At 62.7% G+C, this 19,542-nt stretch carries 18 protein-coding genes; 5 read left to right on the top strand and 13 right to left on the bottom strand.

Annotated features, from left to right (window positions below):
* Positions 1–66: 66 nt before the first annotated feature.
* Both ACXJ1Z_RS17595 and gltX read right to left on the bottom strand, forming a co-directional pair.
* On the bottom strand, positions 67–1,350 hold the full coding sequence (locus ACXJ1Z_RS17595) for a citrate synthase (protein WP_463778445.1): 1,284 nt from the start codon (positions 1,348–1,350) through the stop codon (positions 67–69).
* A 13-nt stretch (positions 1,351–1,363) separates the two neighbouring features.
* On the bottom strand, positions 1,364–2,848 hold the full coding sequence (gltX, locus tag ACXJ1Z_RS17590) for a glutamate--tRNA ligase (RefSeq protein ID WP_463778443.1): 1,485 nt from the start codon (positions 2,846–2,848) through the stop codon (positions 1,364–1,366).
* A gap of 131 nt (positions 2,849–2,979) precedes the next feature.
* Between gltX and ACXJ1Z_RS17585 the strand changes: the two genes are divergently transcribed.
* Positions 2,980–5,136 (top strand): ComEC/Rec2 family competence protein, encoded by a 2,157-nt coding sequence (locus tag ACXJ1Z_RS17585; protein ID WP_463778442.1) that lies wholly within the window; start codon positions 2,980–2,982, stop codon positions 5,134–5,136.
* Between the two features lie 194 nt (positions 5,137–5,330).
* Here the strand turns inward: ACXJ1Z_RS17585 and lexA are convergent, their stop codons facing one another.
* The 9 genes from lexA to ACXJ1Z_RS17540 form a co-directional block, all read right to left on the bottom strand.
* On the bottom strand, positions 5,331–6,017 hold the full coding sequence (gene lexA, locus ACXJ1Z_RS17580; protein ID WP_463778440.1) for a transcriptional repressor LexA: 687 nt from the start codon (positions 6,015–6,017) through the stop codon (positions 5,331–5,333).
* A 69-nt stretch (positions 6,018–6,086) separates the two neighbouring features.
* Positions 6,087–7,307, bottom strand: coding sequence for a molybdopterin molybdotransferase MoeA (locus ACXJ1Z_RS17575; RefSeq protein ID WP_463778439.1), 1,221 nt, complete (start codon positions 7,305–7,307; stop codon positions 6,087–6,089).
* On the bottom strand, positions 7,304–7,783 hold the full coding sequence (moaC, locus tag ACXJ1Z_RS17570) for a cyclic pyranopterin monophosphate synthase MoaC (RefSeq protein ID WP_463778437.1): 480 nt from the start codon (positions 7,781–7,783) through the stop codon (positions 7,304–7,306). Before moaC ends, ACXJ1Z_RS17575 begins: the two co-directional genes overlap by 4 nt.
* 154 nt (positions 7,784–7,937) lie before the next feature.
* On the bottom strand, positions 7,938–8,726 hold the full coding sequence (gene trpC / locus ACXJ1Z_RS17565; RefSeq protein ID WP_463778436.1) for an indole-3-glycerol phosphate synthase TrpC: 789 nt from the start codon (positions 8,724–8,726) through the stop codon (positions 7,938–7,940).
* A gap of 4 nt (positions 8,727–8,730) precedes the next feature.
* Positions 8,731–9,711 carry an anthranilate phosphoribosyltransferase gene (trpD, locus tag ACXJ1Z_RS17560; protein ID WP_463778434.1) on the bottom strand — a complete coding sequence of 327 codons (981 nt, stop codon included), beginning with the start codon at positions 9,709–9,711 and terminating at the stop codon, positions 8,731–8,733.
* Entirely contained in the window at positions 9,708–10,292 is a 585-nt protein-coding gene (locus tag ACXJ1Z_RS17555) for an anthranilate synthase component II (RefSeq protein ID WP_463778433.1), read from the bottom strand. Before ACXJ1Z_RS17555 ends, trpD begins: the two co-directional genes overlap by 4 nt.
* A complete protein-coding gene (locus tag ACXJ1Z_RS17550; protein ID WP_463778431.1) occupies positions 10,289–11,077 on the bottom strand; it encodes a phosphodiester glycosidase family protein in 789 nt (262 codons plus the stop codon). The genes ACXJ1Z_RS17555 and ACXJ1Z_RS17550 overlap by 4 nt, the downstream gene beginning before the upstream one ends.
* Positions 11,078–11,177: 100 nt before the next feature.
* The gene (locus tag ACXJ1Z_RS17545; protein ID WP_463778429.1) at positions 11,178–12,686 is read right to left on the bottom strand and encodes an anthranilate synthase component I family protein; all 1,509 of its coding nucleotides are present in this window, start codon (positions 12,684–12,686) and stop codon (positions 11,178–11,180) included.
* Positions 12,687–12,705: 19 nt separating this feature from the next.
* Entirely contained in the window at positions 12,706–14,592 is a 1,887-nt protein-coding gene (locus ACXJ1Z_RS17540; protein ID WP_463778428.1) for a peptidylprolyl isomerase, read from the bottom strand.
* Between the two features lie 233 nt (positions 14,593–14,825).
* On the opposite strand from ACXJ1Z_RS17540, the gene tpiA reads away from it, so the two are divergent.
* The 4 genes from tpiA (at position 14,826) to ACXJ1Z_RS17520 (ending at position 18,315) form a co-directional block, all read left to right on the top strand.
* Positions 14,826–15,575: a triose-phosphate isomerase gene (gene tpiA, locus ACXJ1Z_RS17535; protein ID WP_463778427.1), complete on the top strand. Its 750-nt coding sequence runs from the start codon at positions 14,826–14,828 to the stop codon at positions 15,573–15,575.
* A gap of 129 nt (positions 15,576–15,704) precedes the next feature.
* Complete coding sequence (secG, locus tag ACXJ1Z_RS17530; RefSeq protein WP_463781287.1) at positions 15,705–16,094, top strand: preprotein translocase subunit SecG; 390 nt, start codon at positions 15,705–15,707, stop codon at positions 16,092–16,094.
* Positions 16,095–16,206: 112 nt separating this feature from the next.
* Positions 16,207–17,838, top strand: coding sequence for a CTP synthase (gene pyrG, locus ACXJ1Z_RS17525; protein ID WP_463778425.1), 1,632 nt, complete (start codon positions 16,207–16,209; stop codon positions 17,836–17,838).
* Between the two features lie 24 nt (positions 17,839–17,862).
* Positions 17,863–18,315 carry a tRNA (cytidine(34)-2'-O)-methyltransferase gene (locus ACXJ1Z_RS17520; RefSeq protein ID WP_463778424.1) on the top strand — a complete coding sequence of 151 codons (453 nt, stop codon included), beginning with the start codon at positions 17,863–17,865 and terminating at the stop codon, positions 18,313–18,315.
* Positions 18,316–18,539: 224 nt separating this feature from the next.
* Here the strand turns inward: ACXJ1Z_RS17520 and ACXJ1Z_RS17515 are convergent, their stop codons facing one another.
* Positions 18,540–18,713, bottom strand: a complete 174-nt coding sequence (locus ACXJ1Z_RS17515) for a hypothetical protein (RefSeq protein ID WP_463778422.1) — start codon at positions 18,711–18,713, stop codon at positions 18,540–18,542.
* A 400-nt stretch (positions 18,714–19,113) separates the two neighbouring features.
* On the bottom strand, positions 19,114–19,494 hold the full coding sequence (locus tag ACXJ1Z_RS17510; RefSeq protein ID WP_463778421.1) for a winged helix-turn-helix transcriptional regulator: 381 nt from the start codon (positions 19,492–19,494) through the stop codon (positions 19,114–19,116).
* Positions 19,495–19,542 lie beyond the last annotated feature (48 nt).

Here is a 19,542-nt window from a genome sequence, read left to right as displayed (position 1 = left end):
TCTTCATGCAAAAGGGCTTCGGTGTGCACCGAAGCCCTCTGTAAGCTTGGTCTGCCGATCCAGCGTTTAGCGCTGGTCGAGAGGCAGATAGTCGCGCTGCGTCGGCCCCGTATAAAGCTGACGCGGGCGACCGATCTTCTGGCCTGGATCGCTGATCATCTCGTTCCATTGCGCCACCCAGCCCACCGTGCGGGCCAGTGCGAACAGCACTGTGAACATCGTGGTCGGGAAACCGATCGCCGACAGGATGATGCCCGAATAGAAATCGACGTTCGGGAACAGCTTCTTTTCGATAAAGTACGGATCGTTCAGCGCCAGCTCTTCGAGCCTGAGCGCCGTCTCGAACAGCGGATCGTCGACCTTCAACGCCGCAAAGACTTCACGCACCGTCGACTGCATCACTGTGGCACGCGGATCGTAATTCTTGTAGACTCGGTGACCGAAGCCCATCAGGCGGAACGGATCGTTCTTGTCCTTTGCCCGCTCGATATAATGAGGGATCTTATCCGGCGTGCCGATCTCCTTGAGCATGTTGAGCGCCGCCTCGTTGGCACCACCGTGCGCCGGGCCCCACAAGCACGCGATACCCGCGGCGATGCATGCGAAGGGATTCGCACCCGAAGAACCGGCAAGCCGTACGGTCGAGGTCGACGCGTTCTGCTCGTGATCGGCATGGAGGATGAAGATCCGATCCATCGCCTTTTCAACTTCTGGAACCACCTCGTACTCTTCAGCAGGCACGCCGAAGGTCATGCGCAGGAAATTGCCGGTGTAGCTCAGCTTGTTGTCGGGATAAAGAAACGGCTGCCCGACCGAGTACTTGTACGCCATGGCAGCAATCGTCGGCATCTTCGCGATCAGGCGATGCGAGCTGATCTTGCGATGCTCAGGGTCAGCGATGTCGGTGGAATCGTGGTAGAAGGCTGAAAGTGCACCGACGACGCCGCACATGATGGCCATCGGGTGGGCATCGCGACGAAAGCCGCGATAGAAGGTCGCTAGCTGTTCATGCAGCATCGTGTGCCGTGTGATCGTGCTGGAAAACTCCTCTAACTCATCGCCTTTGGGCAACTCGCCATTAAGCAGCAGGTAGCTTACTTCCATGAAGCTGGAGCGCTCAGCCAGCTGACCGATCGGATAACCACGATGGAGCAGCACGCCTTCATCGCCATCGATGTATGTCAATGCCGATTCACAAGCCGCGGTCGATGTGAAGCCGGGATCGAAGGTAAACTGTCCCGTCTGCGCATACAGTTTGCGGATGTCGATCACGTCCGGACCGACACTGCCTTGCAGGATCGGATAATCGAAGTCCTTGCCTGCGGTGTTGAGCTTTGCCTGGTTTGCCAAGTACCTGTACTCCCTAGACTTGCGACCCTGCCTGGACGGAAGCTTGCGCGGCAATCCGCGCGAGGCTTTCGTCCCGACCGAGCAGAACCAAAACGTCAAAAATTCCCGGCGAGGTCGTCTGCCCCGTCAGCGCGGCCCTTAAAGGCTGCGCAAGTTTGCCGAGGCCGAGACCAAGCGTCTCCGCCATGTTCTTTAGAGTGGACTCGAGGCTGTCCAGTGTCCAGTCCCCAGCCGCCGCCAGCCGATCGTGCATTTCTGCCAGTCGCTCACGCGCCTCGTCGGTTAGCAACGCCGCTGCCTTGTCGGTGAGCGCGAGCGGTCGCGCGGCGAACAGGAAGCCGGCGCTTTGGGCCAGCTCGTTCACGTCCTTCGCACGCACCTTCAACACCGGCATCGCGCGCGTGAGCAGGTCAAGATCTACACCCGGATGCAGCTGCTGGCCGACCAGACCCGCCAGCATGATATCGTCGGCCTCACGCATATAGTGACCGTTAAGATTCTGTAGCTTGGCCAGATCAAACCGCGACGGCGACTTGCCGACGTCCGCCATGTCGAACCAGTCGACGGCCTGATCGCGACTGATGATCTCGTCATCGCCATGACCCCAGCCCAACCGCAGCAAATAGTTGAACAAGGCTTCCGGCAGGATCCCCAGGTCGTCGCGATACGCATCAACGCCAAGCGCCCCATGGCGTTTGGAAAGCTTCGCGCCATCGGCTCCGTGGATGAGCGGGACATGGCCATAAACCGGGCGCTCCCAGTTCTCGATCGCTGCCATGGCGTCGATGATGGCAAGCTGGCGAAAGGCATTGTTGAGATGATCGTCGCCCCGCAACACGTGCGTGACAGCCATGTCATGATCGTCGACGACCACGGCGAGCATGTAGGTTGGCGTCCCATCAGACCGCAGGAGTACGAAATCATCGATCTCCTCGTTGCGGACCGTTACCTTGCCTTGCACCAGGTCTTCGATCACGGTTTCGCCCTCGCGCGGGGCCTTGATGCGCACCACGAACGGTGCATCGACCGGGCGCGTCTCGGGACCGGCGTCGCGCCATGGACTTTCAAGGCGAAACGGACGACGCTCCTCCTGCGCCTTGGCCCGATGAGCGGCGAGTTCCTCCTGCGTCATGTAGCATGGATAGGCCTGGCCAGCAGCGATCAGCGCATGAGCGACCGCCGCATGGCGCGCTGTCCGCGAAAACTGAAACACCGGTTCATCGTCGCCGCCGAGACCAAGCCAGTCGAGACCGTCGAAGATGGCCTCGATCGCCGGCTCGGTCGAGCGGGCACGATCGGTATCCTCGATCCGCAGCAGGTACGTTCCGCCGTGATGACGGGCATAGAGCCAGTTGAACAATGCGGTGCGAGCGCCGCCGATATGCAGGTAGCCGGTCGGCGATGGCGCGAACCGCGTGACCACCGGACGCGTGCCAGCAGGATGCACAGGGTCAATCCTTTCGCCCTGGGCTGCTGCTGCTACGCTGCCGCTTGCCATCTAGCCAACCTTCCTGTCCAATACGCGGGTGGCGTACGCGCCGCGCGCCGCCATATTCCGCCCCCATCACTTCGAAGAGCGCTGCATTGCAACATCGGCCATGGAACAGCCTGCGCCGCTTGTCGAGAGGCTTGGCCGCTCTCGAACGTTTTCTTGGCGAAGCAGGCTTCGAGCGGGCGCCGTGGCTGGCCGTGGCGTTCGGAAGCGGCATAGCTTTATGGTTCACGTTACCGGCGCAGGGCCATTGGCTCGCTCTGATGGCGATCTGCATCGGGATCAGCATGGCATCGGCAGCGATCTTGCGGGAGCACGGACACTACCCTTATCTTCGTCTAACCGGGATCGTCATCCCGTTCGTGGTGGCCGCAGGCTGCGGCTCGGTCTGGGTTCGTTCAAGCATGATAGGCGCCGAGCCGATCGCACATCCTGGCGTTGCGATGCTCGCGGGGAGGATCCTCTCCATCGAAAAGCAACCGGCACAAACACGAAGCCGGATCATCATGGCCACGCGAGAGCCTGGTACGGCTCGCGCAATCCGCGTTCGGCTCAACTTGCCTGACGACAAGGCTGCTTTGGGTACTTTGCAGCCGGGCGCGATCGTGCAGGTACGTGCGCGTCTGGTCCCGCCGGCGCCGCCAATGCTGCCTGGCTCTTATAACTTCGCACGTTCCGCGTGGTTTGCCGGGCTCGCCGCTACCGGAACGGCCCTGTCCCCGCTGGAGGTCGTCAAGCCGGGGGCAGGTGGAGCACGGTTGAATGAGGTGCAGCGCCGGTTGACCGATCATGTGCGCGCCCAGCTTTCGCCTGAGCAGGCTGGCATAGCAGCAGCCCTAACGACGGGTGATATGGGCGGCATCACTGCCATCGACGCGCAGGCAATGCGCGATTCCGGTCTCGCCCACCTGCTCTCTATCAGTGGCCTGCATGTGAGCGCCGTCATCGGAGCGCTCTACTTCGCGGCTTTGCGCCTGCTGGCCTTGTGGCCGTGGCTTGCGCTAAGAGTGCGATTGCCGGTCGTGGCCGCGGGGTGCGGCGCACTCGCAGGAATCGGCTACACCCTGCTGAGCGGGTCACAAGTCCCGACGGTTCGTTCGTGCATCGGAGCCTTGCTGGTCCTGGCGGCGCTGGCGCTTGGCCGGGAGGCGCTGTCGCTGAGAATGCTGGCGCTTGCCGCGTTCCTCGTCCTGCTCGTCTGGCCCGAGGCGATCATGGGGCCCAGTTTTCAGATGAGTTTTGCAGCGGTGCTGGCGATCGTCGCGCTGTCGGGCGCCGCGCCAATCCGTAGTTTCCTCAAGCCGCGTGAAGAAAGTCCGCTCGTACGGGGTGGGCGCCATCTCGCAATGATTTTGCTGACCGGGATACTGATCGAGGTAGCCTTGATGCCGATCGGGCTCTACCATTTTCATCGTGGCGGCATCTATGGAGCGCTTGCAAATGTCGTCGCTATCCCGCTGACAACAGTGATTATCATGCCATCAGTGTTGATCGGACTGGTACTCGACACGGTTGGCTTTGGGGCACCAGCGTGGTGGGTGGCAGACACGGCGGTCTGGCTATTGAAGGCCGTCGCGCAATGGGTCGCGCGACAGCCCGGCGCTGTGACGACCATGCCGGCATTTGGCGGCGGTTCGTTCATGCTCTTTGTCGTCGGCGGTTTATGGCTGGCACTCTGGAGCGCTCGAATCCGCTGGCTGGGGTTGGTGCCTGCCGCAATCGGTACAATTCTGGTGGTGGTGGTTCAGCCAGCTGACCTGTTGATATCGGGAGATGGACGACATGTTGGCTTGCTCGGCGACGACGCCAGTAAGTTGTTCATCCTGCGCGAGAGCCGAAGCAATTTCGCGCGGGATAATTTAATTGAGGTGGCAGGGATGAGCGGGACACCGTTGGTCATCACCGCATGGCCGGGCGCGCGCTGTAATCGTGATGCGTGTATTGTGACTTTACGCAGGGGCGAACGCGACTGGTCTGTACTTCTGACGCGCAGCCATGGTGCTTTGCCAGAGCGGGCGCTGGCGGCCTCCTGTGACAGGGTCGATATTGTGGTATCGGATCGATGGCTGCCGAATAGCTGCCAACCACGTTGGTTGAAAGCAGATCGACGGCTGCTCACCAGGGCAGGTGGACTGGCAATCGATCTTCGGTCCGCAAGGGTGACGAGCGTTGCACAAGGCGAGGGCCAGCATGGTTGGTGGCATCAGGAAGTCACGGCCTGGCAACGCAAACGATCAATTGGCCCCAGCACGACGACCGCACCGGGTAATGGAATGTTGGCCGGTAAAATTTAGACAAGCGCCGAGATATACTTTGCAAACGCCTGATCTCCCTATTAAATTGCCCAAGGACCAGCCTTTCGCGAGCAACGAATGACTGGCGCCTCGCCATTCCAAGTGTCTGTCCGACATCAAATCCCGCCATCTTCCGCCCGAGTTCGGATTGCGTTGAAACTGGTTCATACATTGAGCCCGACGCGAAGCCCCGCTCAATGATAGCGGCGTAACAGCCCCGCCAACTTACCCTGAACCTCGACTTCTCCGACTGCGTAGATTTGAGGCTCGTACGCTGCGTTAGCTGGATCCAGTCGTACGAACCCGTCCTCGCGCCGCAAGTACTTCAGCGTCGCTTCCTCGCCGCGTATCAAGGCTACCACGATCTCGCCATCACGAGCGGTGTTCGTACGCTTCACCAGCGCGAAATCTCCGTCGAGTATGCCTGCCTCAATCATCGAATCGCCAGAGACTTCAAGCGCGTAATGTTCGCCTGAACCCAGCAGCGCGGCAGGAACGGGCAACATGGCTTGCCCCTCCAGCGCCTCGATCGGCATACCAGCGGCGATACGGCCATGCAGGGGGATTTCGATGACATCGTTGGCGGGACGCGGTGTCGGCGCCCGCGGCTTCGCCAAATCGATACCGGTGCTAATCGACCGCGAGGGGACAACGCGTGCACCAAGATTATCAGGCTGCTTGAGCACTTCCAAAGCACGTGCTCTGTTAGGCAAGCGGCGGATAAAACCGCGCTCCTCAAGAGCCGAGATCAGGCGGTGAACGCCCGACTTCGACTTGAGATCAAGAGCCTCCTTCATCTCCTCGAAACTGGGAGAGATACCCGTCTCCTCCAGCTTTACCTGGATGAACCTGAGCAATTCGTGCTGCTTGCGCGTCAACATCTTCGCCGCCTCCTTGGGCGTTGTTCTCGTGAACAATTAGCGAACAAGTAAGCAACAAAAATTTGCCCGTCAAGCCATTCCGCCATTTTCGAGCCAGTACGCGATAACCTCGTCGCCCTCGCTTGCCGGTTGTGCGTTGGCTGGACGATCTACAAGCACGTTGCTGACCGCCAGCGCACTCAATGCGCTGCTGTCTTGCTGAGGATGAACGATCACGATCTGCCCGTTCCAGTACGCGCGGACGAAGGCGCGTCGTCCACCGTTTGCTCGCAAGTGGGCGCCGAGCCGCAAGGTCATAGACCGCGGCGTCGGAGCAGCCGCCCCGAGCAACGCTCGCAGCAGCGGCAACATGAAGAGGTATGCCGTCACGTGGCTCGACACAGGATTGCCCGGGAGTCCGAGTATGATCTGCTGCCTCGCGCCGACTGTCCTGGTGGCGACGAGGATCGGCTTTCCGGGTTTGATAGCAACGCGCCAAAAGCCCAGTTCGGCACCCCAGGCTTCGAGCGCCGGCTTGACCAAGTCGTGATCGCCTACCGACGCACCGCCGCTGGTCACGATGACATCGGCGTCGGAGCCCTTGGCGAAGGCAGTTGCCAGCGCGCCGAGCGTGTCGGGTATCGGGCCGATCCGGCGAACCTCGCAGGGCAAGGAGCGCGCCATAGCCGCCAGCATCACGCCATTGCTGGCGGGGATTTGGTGATCCGAACATGTCGCTGGATGGGCAGAGAGTTCGTCCCCACTATCCATGATCAGCACCTTCGGTTTGCGATGAACAGCGATATCATCGTGCCCGGCACTAAGCGACAAAGCCAGTTGGGCAGGGCCCATTGCCATACCGCGCGGCAGCACTTGCTGACCTTCCGAGAAGTCCATGCCACGCGGCCGGATATGCTTGTTGGCCGGTGATGGGCGATCGCCTGACAGCACGATGCGGTCGAGGTCGCGCGTGACATCCTCCTGCAGGATAACCGCCGCTCCATCGGCGGGAAGCATCGCTCCGGTCGATATGCGAATAGCTTGTCCGGCTGAGAAGCTTTCCATGAAGGGATGCCCGGCCGCACTTTCTCCGACGATCCGCCATGGGCCGCTCAGATCGCCTTGGGTAACGGCATAGCCATCCATTGCCGAAAGTGCGGCGAAAGGCTGGGTTCGGCGCGCCAATAGCGGCTCGGCCAGGTAATGCCCGAGCGCAGCTTCGACTGCGATACGCTCGATCGGCAAGGGCGAGACCAAGGCCAGCAGCCGCGCCTGCGCCTCTTCGAGCGGGATCGGCGGCTCTCGGGTCATGACGGCAGCGCGCGCCAGTGCCCGGATTTACCGCCGCGCTTCTCGATCAGCCGTACATCCTCGATCACCATCGCCTTATCCAGCGCCTTTGCCATGTCGTAGATCGTGACCAGGGCGATCGTAACCCCGGTGATCGCTTCCATTTCCACGCCGGTCTTGCCGGTCAGGGATGCAGTGGCGACGGCGCGGACGGCATCAGCTTCAAAGGCGAAATCGAGGTTGACCGCGTCGATCGCCAGAGGATGGCACATCGGGATCAGGTCAGCCGTCCGCTTGGCTGCCATGATGCCGGCGATGCGCGCTGTGCCAAGTACATCACCCTTGGGAGCATTTCCCTTTCGGATGGCGTCGAGGGCGTCGGCGCTCATGCGGATGCGGCCGGATGCGACCGCCAAACGGTGAGTCTCGTTCTTCGCACCGACATCGACCATCCGCGCGGTGCCGTCGTCATCGATGTGTGTGAGTGATTTGCTCATCGTTTGATTGCCGCAGTTGCCGGTGTCCTGAACAGTGGCAAGGTAGGCCGATCGGGCTCATCGCAGCGAGGACCGATCGATATCCAAGAGTGATCTATCATCGGGCGATCATGGCAGAGCCGCTCGCGGTAGGACAGGGACTTTACGCTGCCCCTCAGCCAAACAAAAGCGCGTGCGTTGCCGCTTCGACGTCGGATTGTCGCATGAGGCTTTCCCCCACCAGGAACGTGCGCGTTCCACACTTGGCGAGCCGTTCGATATCGGCGTGACTTTCGATCCCGCTTTCACTCACCAGCAGCGTTCCCGCAGGCGCCAGGGCCGTAAGCCGCTCGGTCGTCCCAAGATCGGTCACGAAGCGTTTCAGGTCACGATTGTTCACGCCGATAAGGCCTGATTTCAAGGTGCTCGCGCGCTGCATCTCATCCTCATTATGAACTTCGACGAGCACATCCATTCCGCGCTCGATCGCGGCGGCTTCGATGTCGATCATCAATTCATCTTCCAGCGCCGCTACGATGATCAGGATCGCGTCGGCCCCGATCGCACGCGCTTCGGCAACCTGCCACGGATCGATCATGAAGTCCTTTCTCAGGACCGGCAGTTCACACGCTGCACGAGCATCGACGAGATAATCTTCATGGCCTTGGAAATAGGATGCGTCGGTCAGCACGGAGAGGCAGGCGGCGCCTCCGCGCTGATAGGCCATGGCGTGTTCGGCTGGACGAAAGTCATTCCTGATCAGCCCCTTAGAGGGGGATGCTTTCTTGATCTCAGCGATAAGGGCAAAACCATTTGCCGCCTTCGCCTCCAACGCACGGCGAAAACCACGAGGCGCGGTCTGCTCGCGCGCTTTGGCATCGAGGTCGGCGAAGGTCTCGAAGCCCTTGCGCGTGGCGACTTCCTCGCGCTTGGTGGCGCAGATTTCTTTGAGCTTGTCGGACATGATCCTACTTTGCTGTTGTGGCGATCCAGCAATCGAGCAGGGTCTTGGCAAGGCCCTTGTCGATCACCTCAGCGGCTTCCTCGGCGCCTTCGCGCCAATCGGCGGCTTCTCCGGAAAGGATAAGCGCAGCGGCGGCATTGAGCAGAACGGCGTTACGATAGGCGCCCGCTTCGCCATCCAGCAGCCGACGCAAAGCCGCAGCATTGTAAGCGGCGTCACCGCCACGCAACTGATCCAACGGGTGACTCTGCAGCCCCGCATCGGCGGGCGTGATCCGCCGTGGAAGCGCGGGAAGGCCTATCGAAGCGACGACACTGCCGCCGTCGATCGACAGTTCATCGAGCCCTTCATCGCCCCCGACGACGATTGCGGCTCCGGTTCCGACCATCGCCATGGCGTCTCGATAAATCGGCACATAAAGGGGATTGGCAACGCCCACGAGTTGGCGAGACACTGATGCCGGGTTCGCCATCGGACCCGTCAGGTTGAAGATCGTCCGCTTGCCGATCGCCTTGCGGATGGGGGCGATCCGCGCGAGCGCCGGATGATGCTTTTGAGCGAACAGAAACGCTAGGCCCATATCGGCCAGCGTCTGCTCCGCCATGTCACTGGCGCGATCGAGGTCGAGCCCGAGGGCCTCGAGGGTGTCCGCACCTCCAGCTTTCGAGGAGGCCGCGCGATTGCCATGCTTGGCAACCGGAACGCCGCACGCGGCGACGACGATCGCCACAGCGGTGGAGACGTTGAGGCTATGCTGCCCGTCACCGCCGGTTCCACACACGTCGATGGCATTGGGCGGCGCCTTCACAGGGATCATGCGGGCGCGCATCGCCAGGACGGCGCCTGCGATATCCTCGGCAGTCTCGTTACGCTCCGACAGCGCCAGCAGAGCGGCGGTGATCTCGTCGTCTTGCATGTCGCCATCGAGCATGCGGCCGAACAGAGCTTCGCTCTCGACCAGGGCGGGCGTGATCGCGACGGTCACGCGGGCAACCGCGCCTCGATGCCGCAGACCTTGAGGAAGTTCGCCAGCATCGCGTGACCGTGCTGCGTGGCGATGCTCTCGGGATGGAACTGCACGCCGTGGATCGGGAGTGTCGCGTGGCGAAACCCCATGACATGGCCATCGTCGGACCGGGCATTGACCTGCAGAGCCTCGGGAATGTCCTCGACAATGAGCGAGTGGTAGCGGGTCGCGGAGAACGGCGAGGGAATGGCGGCGAACACGCCACTGTCATCATGGGTCACCGGCGACGTCTTGCCGTGCATCAGCCCGCCGCGCACCACCTTTCCGCCGAAATGCTGACCGATCGCCTGATGCCCCAGACAAACGCCCAACAACGGCAACTCGGCGTCGGCGGCGGCCGCCACGAGGTCGAGGCTGATGCCAGCCTCGTTCGGCGTGCAGGGGCCCGGCGAAATCAGCAATCCTTGCGCACCAGTGCCGATCGCCTGGCTTGCCGACATCGCATCGTTGCGCACCACCTCGACCTTCGCGCCCAACTCCATCAGGTAATGGACGAGGTTCCAGGTGAAGCTGTCGTAGTTGTCGATGACCAGGATCATGGCGTTGCCTTCGTCCTTTTCTCGACCACGATCAAGGGGCCGAGCGGTGGTCCGCCATCGACGCGGTGCATTTGCGGATCCCACAAGGATGATACGCTGCCATCGAGGAACAATGCGTTTGGAGTATGCAGCTCGTCCCGAAAATAGCGTGCGAGCTTGCCGAACGAGATGGGGGCCTCGCTGATCACGAAGTGCGCGCGGCCTTGCCGGTCGACGCCTACGGCGTTGCGCAGCTTCTGCGATGGACCGTCGTGATCGAGGCGAGGGTGAAGCTTGCCGGCGATCACCAGCATCGGCCCGGACTGCGTGCCGAACTGCGGGCGCTTGGCGACGTGAGCGGCGAAATCCGTGGTGCTGCGAACCTCCCATTTGGTGCCGGTCCCGTAGAAGACGCCATTGGGTTGCAGATGGAAGTTCCCCCAACCCTGGGCGCGGTTGAGGGGATGGCCTCGGCGCCCGTTCTCGACATAATAGCCAATGGGCAGTCCGGCATCGTCGAACATGCCGCCATTCATCGCGAAGGCGACCCGGTTCGATCTCGAGCCAAGCGCGACGGCGAGTTCCGACAGACTGCGATGAGGTTTTCCTTCAGGGCCAAGAACCATGCGAATGGTGTGGCGCGCAGGATCGGCGATGCAGTGGGTAAGCGGCGTGCCCTCGAACGTGGCGCCGACACATGCCGGCGGCGGGGGCCTGGTTGGCGCGGCGGCCTGCCGTTCCTTCTCCCCGCAGGCGCCCAGCGTCACCACTAAAGCCAGCGCCGCGCAGCGATAACCTTTCAGCACCGAGGCGGGATGCCAGCTTGGGTGGGGAGGGCAGGCCGGTGGTTTGGCTCCGCTGAAGACAGTGGAGCCTCAAGCGTGCCTGGCTGCGACGCCGATCCCGTCACTGGCCGAAGCCCGGCTCTCCCGCGACCCTGATCGCTTCGCGCGCCGCGGCGAAGAGTGCGCCCGACTTAGCTTCGCATTCGCGCTGCTCGGACGCAGGGTCGCTGTCGGCGACGATCCCGGCGCCCGCCTGAACGTGGAGCACGCCGTCCTTGAGCACGCCGGTGCGCAGGACGATACAGCTGTCGACCGATCCATCGGGCGCGAAATACCCCACGCCGCCCGCATAGGCGCCGCGCGTTTCGGGCTCCAGTTCCGCAATCACTTCGCAGGCGCGTACCTTGGGCGCCCCCGAGACGGTGCCGGCCGGGAACCCCGCGAACACCGCATCCACCGCGTCGTGCCTGGCAGTGTCGAGCTTGCCGACCACGTTCGAGACGATGTGCATGACATGGCTGTAATGCTCGACCATGAAACTGTCGGTCACCTCGACGCTCCCGGCAGCCGACACCCTTCCCACGTCGTTGCGGCCGAGGTCCAGCAGCATCAGGTGTTCGGCAAGCTCCTTGGGATCGGCGAGCAAACTGGCTTCATTCGCCTTGTCCTCGGCCGGGTTCGCACCGCGTGGCCGGGTGCCGGCGATGGGCCGGATGGTCACCTCGCCATCGCGGACCCGCACTAGGATCTCGGGGCTCGATCCGATGAGCGCGAACCCCGGCAGATCCAGAAAATAGAGAAATGGCGAAGGGTTGATCCTGCGCAGTGCACGGTACAATGCCAGCGGCGGCAGCGGGAAGGGGCAGGTGAAACGCTGCGCCAGAACCACCTGGAAGATGTCGCCCGCTTCGATGTATTCCTTGGCCCGCAGAACGCGCGATCGGTAATCCTGCGGCTCCATCACGGGCGTACGGACAGGATCTTCCAAGGCTGGTGATGGTATCACCAGCGGGATCGGTTGGGCCAGCCGCCGCAACGCGTCGTCGATGCGATCTTCGGCTCGTGCGATACCGGCCTCGCCGTTCTCGGGCCACACCGGAGCGACGCAGAACAGTTCGTCGCCGAGGCGATCGAATACCATGATCAGCGAAGGGCGAACGAACAGCATGTCGGGGAGCTCAAGCGCGCTTTGCGGCGCACGCGGCAGTCTTTCGACCAGCCCGATCGTCTCGTAACCGAAGTAGCCGACAAGGCAGGCCAGCGCCGACGGCAGTTCGTCAGGTACGTCGATCCGGCAAGCCTCTACCAGCAGGCGAAGCTCGCTGAGGCTGTCCGCGGTCAGCGAAGTGAACGCGTCGCGGTCCACTTGCCACGAGCGGTTGATCGTGCAGCCGCTGGCGTCGGCGCGAAACACCAGATCGGGATCCAGGCCGACGAGGCTATAGCGCCCGCGCGTTTCGCCGCCCTCCACCGATTCCAGCAGGAAATCGCCCCGCTCGCCCTCGAACAGCTTGAGCGCGGCTCCGACCGGCGTCTCCGTGTCGGCGACCAGCCGCTTCCAGATAAGCGCGGGCTTGCCCGAACAGAGCGCGGCGCGAGCTTGGCGGCGTTGTGCGTCGCTGTCGATCACCACTTTCAGCCGCCCAGACTCATTCGCCGTCGCCCTTGCCGGAAAGCTGGTCGCGCATGGCCTTGATCGCCGCCTCGTTGCGCTTGACGCCGACGTCCTTGGTGATCGCCTTGCGCAGGGCCTCGGAATATTCGCTGCCCGCGGCTTTGCCCAGTTCGCGCTGAGCGCCGGTCAGGGACGGATCGCTACGATCGATCTTGCCCGGCTCGATCGTGTCGAGGACGACAACGAACCAGCCACGCTTCTGCGGCGCTTCCTGAACCTTCACGGTGCCACGCGCCATCGCGAACATGAGCTGGACGGGTGGGGGCACCGGGCGGCCGGATTGTTGGATCTGGGCCAGCTGCGGACGGCTGAGGCCAATACGTTCGACCGGGGGCAGCTTCTTGCCGATCCCCGCGACCACCGCATCCAGCTTCTGTCCACCACGTAAAGCCGCCTGGACCTTCAAGGCCTGGGCCTTTGCCGCCTGCGCGCCCTTGTCGATCGCATAGGCGAGCTTCACGTCAGGCACGATCTGGTTGAACGGGGCAGGTGCCGAGGGCGTGATCGCCGAAACGTCATAGATCACGAAGGTCGTCCCAGCCTGCGCTTCCGCCACTTGCGGCTCGCTTTCCTGCATCGCGAATGCCGTCTTGAGGACGGGCTTGAGCGTCGGCGCGATCTGCTGGCCGGGCTGCTGATACACGGCCCCATCCGCGGTGACTTGCGGCGTCGTTTGCACCTGCAGACCCAGCTTGCGGGCGACTTCAGGCAGATTTGCGTTGTTTTCGAACTGCTCTTCGACCTTGGCGACATAGTCGCTGAGCGCGGCGCGCTGCTTCTCGGTCGCAAGCGCTGTGGCGATCTCGCCGGTCACCTGATCGAGGCTGCGCGCGGGGCGGGTATCGACGGTTTCAATCCGCACGACATACCAGCCAAGCGGACTGCGTGCCGTGATCAGCGTGCCCTGTTTTGCCTTGAAGACAGCATCGGCAACCTCAGGAGCGGTCTGGGCGGCCAGATCCTGCTTGCCGAGGGGGGCAATCTTCGCTGCGGACAGACCTTTCTGCGATGCTGCGGCTTCCAGCGTCTTGCCGCCTCCAACCTCGGCGACGATCGCGTTCGCGGCAGCCTGGGTCGGGACCACGAGTTGCGTTATGCCGCGCCGTTCCAGCGCGGCATACTGCGCCTTGTTGGCGTCATAGCGCTTGGCGATCTCGGCAGCGGTGGGCGCTGCAACGTTCTTCACCACGTCGGCGCCGAACGTCGCATAACGGATCACGCGGCGTTCGGGGCGGATGAAGGTGGCGGTATTTGCCTTGTAGTAGGCCTGCAACTCGGCGGTGTCCGGTGCGCGTTCCGGGGCGAAAGCCAGTGCTGGCAAAACCAGCACCGAGCCGGTGCGTCGCTCGGTCAGCAGCTGACCATAGCGCCATGCCATCTCGCGCGGCAGCACGGCGCCATATTCGGCCGGAGCAAGGATCTGGCGCGCGACCAAGCGAGTCGCGACCGACTTGCGCGGAATGGCCTGGGGCTGGAGAGCACCGGCCCGCTGAAGCTCGCTATCGATCAGCCGCTCGCCGGCGACGATCCCATGGTCCTTGCCAAAGGCGAACAGCGCGTTGAGGTCGATCAGGTCACCGAGCAGGACACTCATCGCGCCGCGGGCCATCAGGCCGCCCATGGTGATCGTCGGATCTTGCTGGCGAACCCGTTGCAAGGCTTCTTCCGCAGCCTGGTTCATATCGGCCGACGTGATGTCCTCACCGCCCACATCGGCCAGCGTACCGCTACTGGCACCGCCGAGGCCGCCGCTCCCGCCGACATCGGCCACGACAAAGGTGAGCGCAATCAATCCCAGTACGACGATCGCGACGAGGGCGCCGACCTTGGACTTGATCATGGAGCGAAAGAACTGGAGCATGCGCGAAATGGCCGTTCAGCGTAGGATGTTGGTGGGATCGCCTGCGCGTTCCCGGAGCGGCGACGCTTTAGGAGGCAAAGCGGCGTCCTGCAATGGCACGCGGCAATCTAGTGGCTGAGGGGGCACACCGGGCATCGCCTCACCGCTTTGACAAGGCGGGCACGCCTGTCCTAGCTGCCATGCACAAGGGGGAGCCGTGTCACCGGATTCGGCTCGAACAATAAGGGTACACCATGGCGCATCTGCCTTACATCGTCGGCAACTGGAAAATGAACGGCACGCGCGCGATGCTGAACGAGGCCCGCGCGATCGATCGCGCAGCCGCGCGCTTGACCAAGGTGCAGGTAGCCGTCGCTCCGCCGGCGACGTTGCTCTATCGTACACGCGATGCGGTCGAACTGATCGGCGTCGGCGGGCAGGACTGCCACGAGAAGGAGAACGGGGCGTTCACCGGCGATATCTCCGCGGCGATGCTCAAGGATGCTGGCGCCGACTTCACGCTCGTCGGTCATTCCGAGCGACGCACGTTGCACGGCGAAACCGATGCGATCGTGCGCGCGAAGGCCGAGGCGGCTTTGTCCACCGGACTGGCGGTTATTCTCTGCATCGGCGAAACCGAGGCCGAGCGCGATGCCGGCAGCGCCGAGACGGTCGTTGGTAACCAGCTCGAAGGTTCGGCACCCCATGCCGATGGTGCGGTCGAGAAGCTGACCGTGGCCTATGAGCCGGTATGGGCCATCGGCACCGGACGCGTTCCGTCGGTTGCCGATGTCGCGGCCATGCACAAGGCGCTACGGGCCAAGCTCATCGACATCTACGGTGATGCCGGCGCTTCCGTGCGAATCCTCTATGGCGGATCGGTCAAGCCGGACAACGCCGCAGAACTGCTGTCGATACCGGACGTGGGCGGCGCCCTGGTCGGCGGTGCAAGCCTGACTGCCGAGAGCTTCCTTGCCATCGTGAGTGCAGCTGCGGCTATCTGACGCGAAAGCGAGGGCAGTTGGGTCGACCGGGCACAACGGCTTGCGCCCCGGTCACCAACCGCCTATCTGCGCGAGCAAGACGACGGGACGTTTGCTCCCGCGAAGATCGATTTACCAGAGGTCCGCATGCTGTTTACCTTCCTGACCGTTGTCCAGGCGCTGGTCGCCGCCGCACTTGTCGGCACGATCCTCGTCCAGCAGTCCGAAGGCGGTGGTCTCGGTACCGGTGGCGGCAATCCTTCGGGGCTGATGTCGGCGCGTGGGGCTTCGAATTTCCTGTCCCGCGCCACTGCAGTGCTGGCGACGATCTTCGTTTCGCTCAGCATCGTCATGGCGGCGCTCGCGGTGGACGTGACCTCGGGTCGGCAGCTTGATACATCCTTGCAGCGCAACGCCCCGGTTCAGGCGCCGGTCGATCCGCTGGCGGGCACGACGAACCCCGGTTCCGCCGCACCTGCTCCGGCCAGCCCGGCCGCGCCCGCGGCCAACGATCCCCTTGCCGGCTCGGCCGCGAAGTAAGCTGCCGCGCGATGACCTTGCGCGGCAAGGTCATCGCTTCAACCTCGTAATTGTGGATTGCGGCGCGGGGCACTTGCCCCGGCGTCGCCTTGCGTTTTAAGGCCCAGAACCCATGGCGCGGCATATCTTCATCACCGGCGGCGTGGTCTCCTCGCTAGGCAAAGGGCTGATGGCGGCAAGCCTCGCCGCCCTTCTGCAGGCGCGCGGCTACAAGGTCCGCATTCGCAAGTTCGACCCCTATCTGAACGTCGATCCCGGTACGATGAGTCCGTACCAGCATGGAGAGGTGTACGTCACCGACGACGGCGCCGAGACGGACCTCGACCTGGGCCATTACGAACGCTTTACCGGCGTCTCGGCGCACCAGGGCGACAACATCACCTCCGGTCGTATTTATCGCGATATTATCGCCAAGGAGCGCCGCGGGGACTATCTGGGCGCGACCGTCCAAGTGATCCCGCATGTGACCGATGCGATCAAGCAGTTCGCCATGGCCGATACCGACGACCTGGATTTCGTACTCAGCGAGATCGGCGGTACCGTTGGCGATATCGAGAGCTTGCCGTTTATCGAAGCGCTTCGCCAGTTGCGCAACGAAATGGGGCGTGAGCAGACCTGCTTCGTCCATGTCACGCTGGTTCCTTACATCGCCGCCGCCGGCGAGTTGAAGACCAAGCCGACACAGCATTCGGTGCGCGAGTTGACCGGGCTGGGTATCCAGCCCGATATCCTCCTGTGCCGCTGCGATCGCCCGCTACCCGACAGCGATCGCGCCAAGATCGCGCTGTTCTGCAACGTGCGTCGCGAGGCAGTCATTCCCGCGTTGGACGCGCCGAACATCTACTCCGTGCCGCTTCAGTACCATGGCGAGGGTCTGGACGCGGAGGTGCTCCACCACTTCGGCATGAGCACCCCGCTGCCGACGCTTACGCGATGGAGCGACATCGTCGATCGCTATCAGCATCCCGAAGGCGAGGTTACGATCGGCGTGGTCGGCAAGTACGTCGGCCTGCCGGACGCCTACAAATCGTTGAACGAGGCGCTGGTCCACGGCGGTATGGCGAACCGGGTCAAGGTCAACATCAACTGGCTCGATGCCGAGATCTTCGAACGAGACGATCCGTCCGAGATCGCGGCGATGCTCGAACCGATGCACGGAATCCTCGTTCCGGGTGGTTTCGGTGAACGCGGGACCGAGGGCAAGATCGCCAGCGTGCGGTTCGCGCGCGAGCGGCAGGTGCCGTTCTTCGGCATCTGCCTCGGCATGCAGATGGCTTGTATCGAAGGTGCCCGGGCGGCCGGGGTCGCCGATGCATCGTCCACCGAATTTGGCGAGACCAGCGAGCCCGTCGTCGGCATCATCACCGAGTGGATGAGCAAGGACGGGCTTCAAAAGCGTGCCGAGGGTGGCGACCTTGGCGGTACCATGCGCGTCGGCGCCTATCCCGCGATGCTGTCCGCCAACAGTCACGTCGCCGCGATCTATGGTTCGACCGAGATTTCCGAGCGTCACCGTCATCGATACGAGGTGAATGGAACGTACAAGGATGCACTCGAAAGCAACGGACTGATCTTTTCCGGCATGTCTCCCGATGGCTTGCTGCCCGAAATCGTCGAACGTCCCGATCATCCCTGGTTCGTGGGGGTGCAGTTCCATCCCGAACTCAAGAGCAAGCCCTTCGATCCGCATCCGCTGTTCTCCGGTTTTATCGAAGCTGCCGTGCGTCAGGCGCGCCTGGTCTAGGCGCGATTTGATCAGACAACGCCTGTGCGCATCGCCCTTTACGAGCCAGAGATCGCTGGCAATGTCGGCGCGGTTCTGCGCCTTGCGGCATGCATGGGAGCGTCGGTCGACCTGATCGAACCTCTGGGCTTCGCCTGGGACGATCGGCGTGTGCGGCGAACGGCTATGGATTATATCGATCACGTCGAGATCACGCGTCACGCAGACTTCGCCGCATTCGAAACGACCGTCGGTGAGGCTAGGCTGGTGCTGTTTACCACCAAGGCCACGGACTCGGCCTACAACTTCGCATTCAGCCCTGACGATATCCTGTTGTTCGGCAAGGAAAGTGCCGGCGTGCCGGCCGGCGTTGCCGATGGATGTCACGCCCGCATCCGCCTGCCGATGCAGTCGGCCGTAAGGTCCATGAACCTTGCCACCTCTGCCGCGCTGGCGCTGGGGGAGGCCTTGCGTCAAACCGGCAGCTTGCCCCAATAACGGCTTGCAGGGTCGTCACGGCCGTAAGCAAGAGCGGCCTCACAGACCCATATCGCCATCCCGCTTCGATCTTGCCGTAAAGTTTCTGCGCTCACCTTCCGCAGCTCGGCCGCGTTGTGCGAAGAAAAAAATGCAAAAAAGGTCTTTGCAAGCGTTCCGGAAATTGTTCGAACCCGTTCGCTGAAAAGGATTATGATCGGCGCTCCCGGGGTGGCAGTTTAGTCTCAAGATGAAGGCGAGGCGGCTGCCTCGCCATCGGAGCTGTGGTTATCGGCGATAGTATCGGTCACTTCGGTCGTAGCGGTCGCGATCGAATCGATTCCGCCGGTGATCCTGCCAGCCTCGACCAGAATCGCGTTGCGCCCGGCTGATTTCCCGCCGGCATTCGCGTCGTTCACGCTGATAATCCCGACGACTGTCGGCGTGACGCAGTTCGCGGCGACACTCGCGCACCTCTCGTCGTACTTCGCGGTTGTTGCCTGCGCTGTAGCGCTGCGCCGAGGCAACGCTGGGGACCAAGGTCATCGCAGCAACGATCGTACTGATAACTAACTTACGCATCCTCGTTCCTCCAAGTGGAAGTGAAGCGGTACGATCCGCGGCCTGAACGGTGCCGGTCCGGAGCGTTCAGCTCTGTCTCACCTAACTTTCCCCGAGATCTCTGGCGGCAATGGGAAGGTGTGCAAACCTGCTCCAGGCACCATGAACGGGATGCCCGATCCAAATCAAACTCCTTGGTCAACCAGTCATTCGAAGGTGAGGAAGGCAGGGCAGCGCGCGGCCCGTAAGCCTTGGGATCTAGGACCGGCGCGCGCTGGGCCTGGGGCCAAGCTGGTCGAGCGCATCCGCGTTGGTCCGGCTCCATTCGTACAACAGCTCGACCGGCTCGACGAAACGCTTCCCCAAGGACGTCAGCCGGTATTCAACCGCAGGCGGGACGATGCTGCCGACATGACGTGAAATCAGGCCGGATCCTTCCATGTCGCGCAAGGTTTGCGTCAACATTTTCTTGGAGATGCCGGGAAGGCTGCGATGCAGCACGCCGGTACGGGCGCAGTCATCATGCCGCGTATGCAGCATGTGCAGAATCATGCTCGTCCATTTGGTGGCGAACAGTGCCAGTACCCGTCGTGGTGCGCAGTCTTCCCGCCATTCTTCATCTGCCGATCCGGGCTTCATGTGGTTACCTTCTGGTGCCTGAGTCCCCTTGGGGTGCCGTCTGGAAAC

This window comes from Novosphingobium sp. TK46, assembly GCF_055361525.1.
This window is presented reverse-complemented; position numbering and strand designations above follow the sequence as displayed.

What these genes read in the sequence shown, in the direction of transcription:
- gltX (WP_463778443.1), bottom strand. Translation starts at nt 2,848, where the DNA reads ATGGCAAGCGGCAGCGTAGCAGCAGCAGCCCAGGGCGAAAGGATTGAC.
- lexA (WP_463778440.1), bottom strand. Translation starts at nt 6,017, where the DNA reads ATGTTGACGCGCAAGCAGCACGAATTGCTCAGGTTCATCCAGGTAAAG.
- ACXJ1Z_RS17575 (WP_463778439.1), bottom strand. Translation starts at nt 7,307, where the DNA reads ATGACCCGAGAGCCGCCGATCCCGCTCGAAGAGGCGCAGGCGCGGCTG.
- moaC (WP_463778437.1), bottom strand. Translation starts at nt 7,783, where the DNA reads ATGAGCAAATCACTCACACACATCGATGACGACGGCACCGCGCGGATG.
- trpC (WP_463778436.1), bottom strand. Translation starts at nt 8,726, where the DNA reads ATGTCCGACAAGCTCAAAGAAATCTGCGCCACCAAGCGCGAGGAAGTC.
- ACXJ1Z_RS17555 (WP_463778433.1), bottom strand. Translation starts at nt 10,292, where the DNA reads ATGATCCTGGTCATCGACAACTACGACAGCTTCACCTGGAACCTCGTC.
- ACXJ1Z_RS17540 (WP_463778428.1), bottom strand. Translation starts at nt 14,592, where the DNA reads ATGCTCCAGTTCTTTCGCTCCATGATCAAGTCCAAGGTCGGCGCCCTC.
- tpiA (WP_463778427.1), top strand. Translation starts at nt 14,826, where the DNA reads ATGGCGCATCTGCCTTACATCGTCGGCAACTGGAAAATGAACGGCACG.
- pyrG (WP_463778425.1), top strand. Translation starts at nt 16,207, where the DNA reads ATGGCGCGGCATATCTTCATCACCGGCGGCGTGGTCTCCTCGCTAGGC.
- ACXJ1Z_RS17510 (WP_463778421.1), bottom strand. Translation starts at nt 19,494, where the DNA reads ATGAAGCCCGGATCGGCAGATGAAGAATGGCGGGAAGACTGCGCACCA.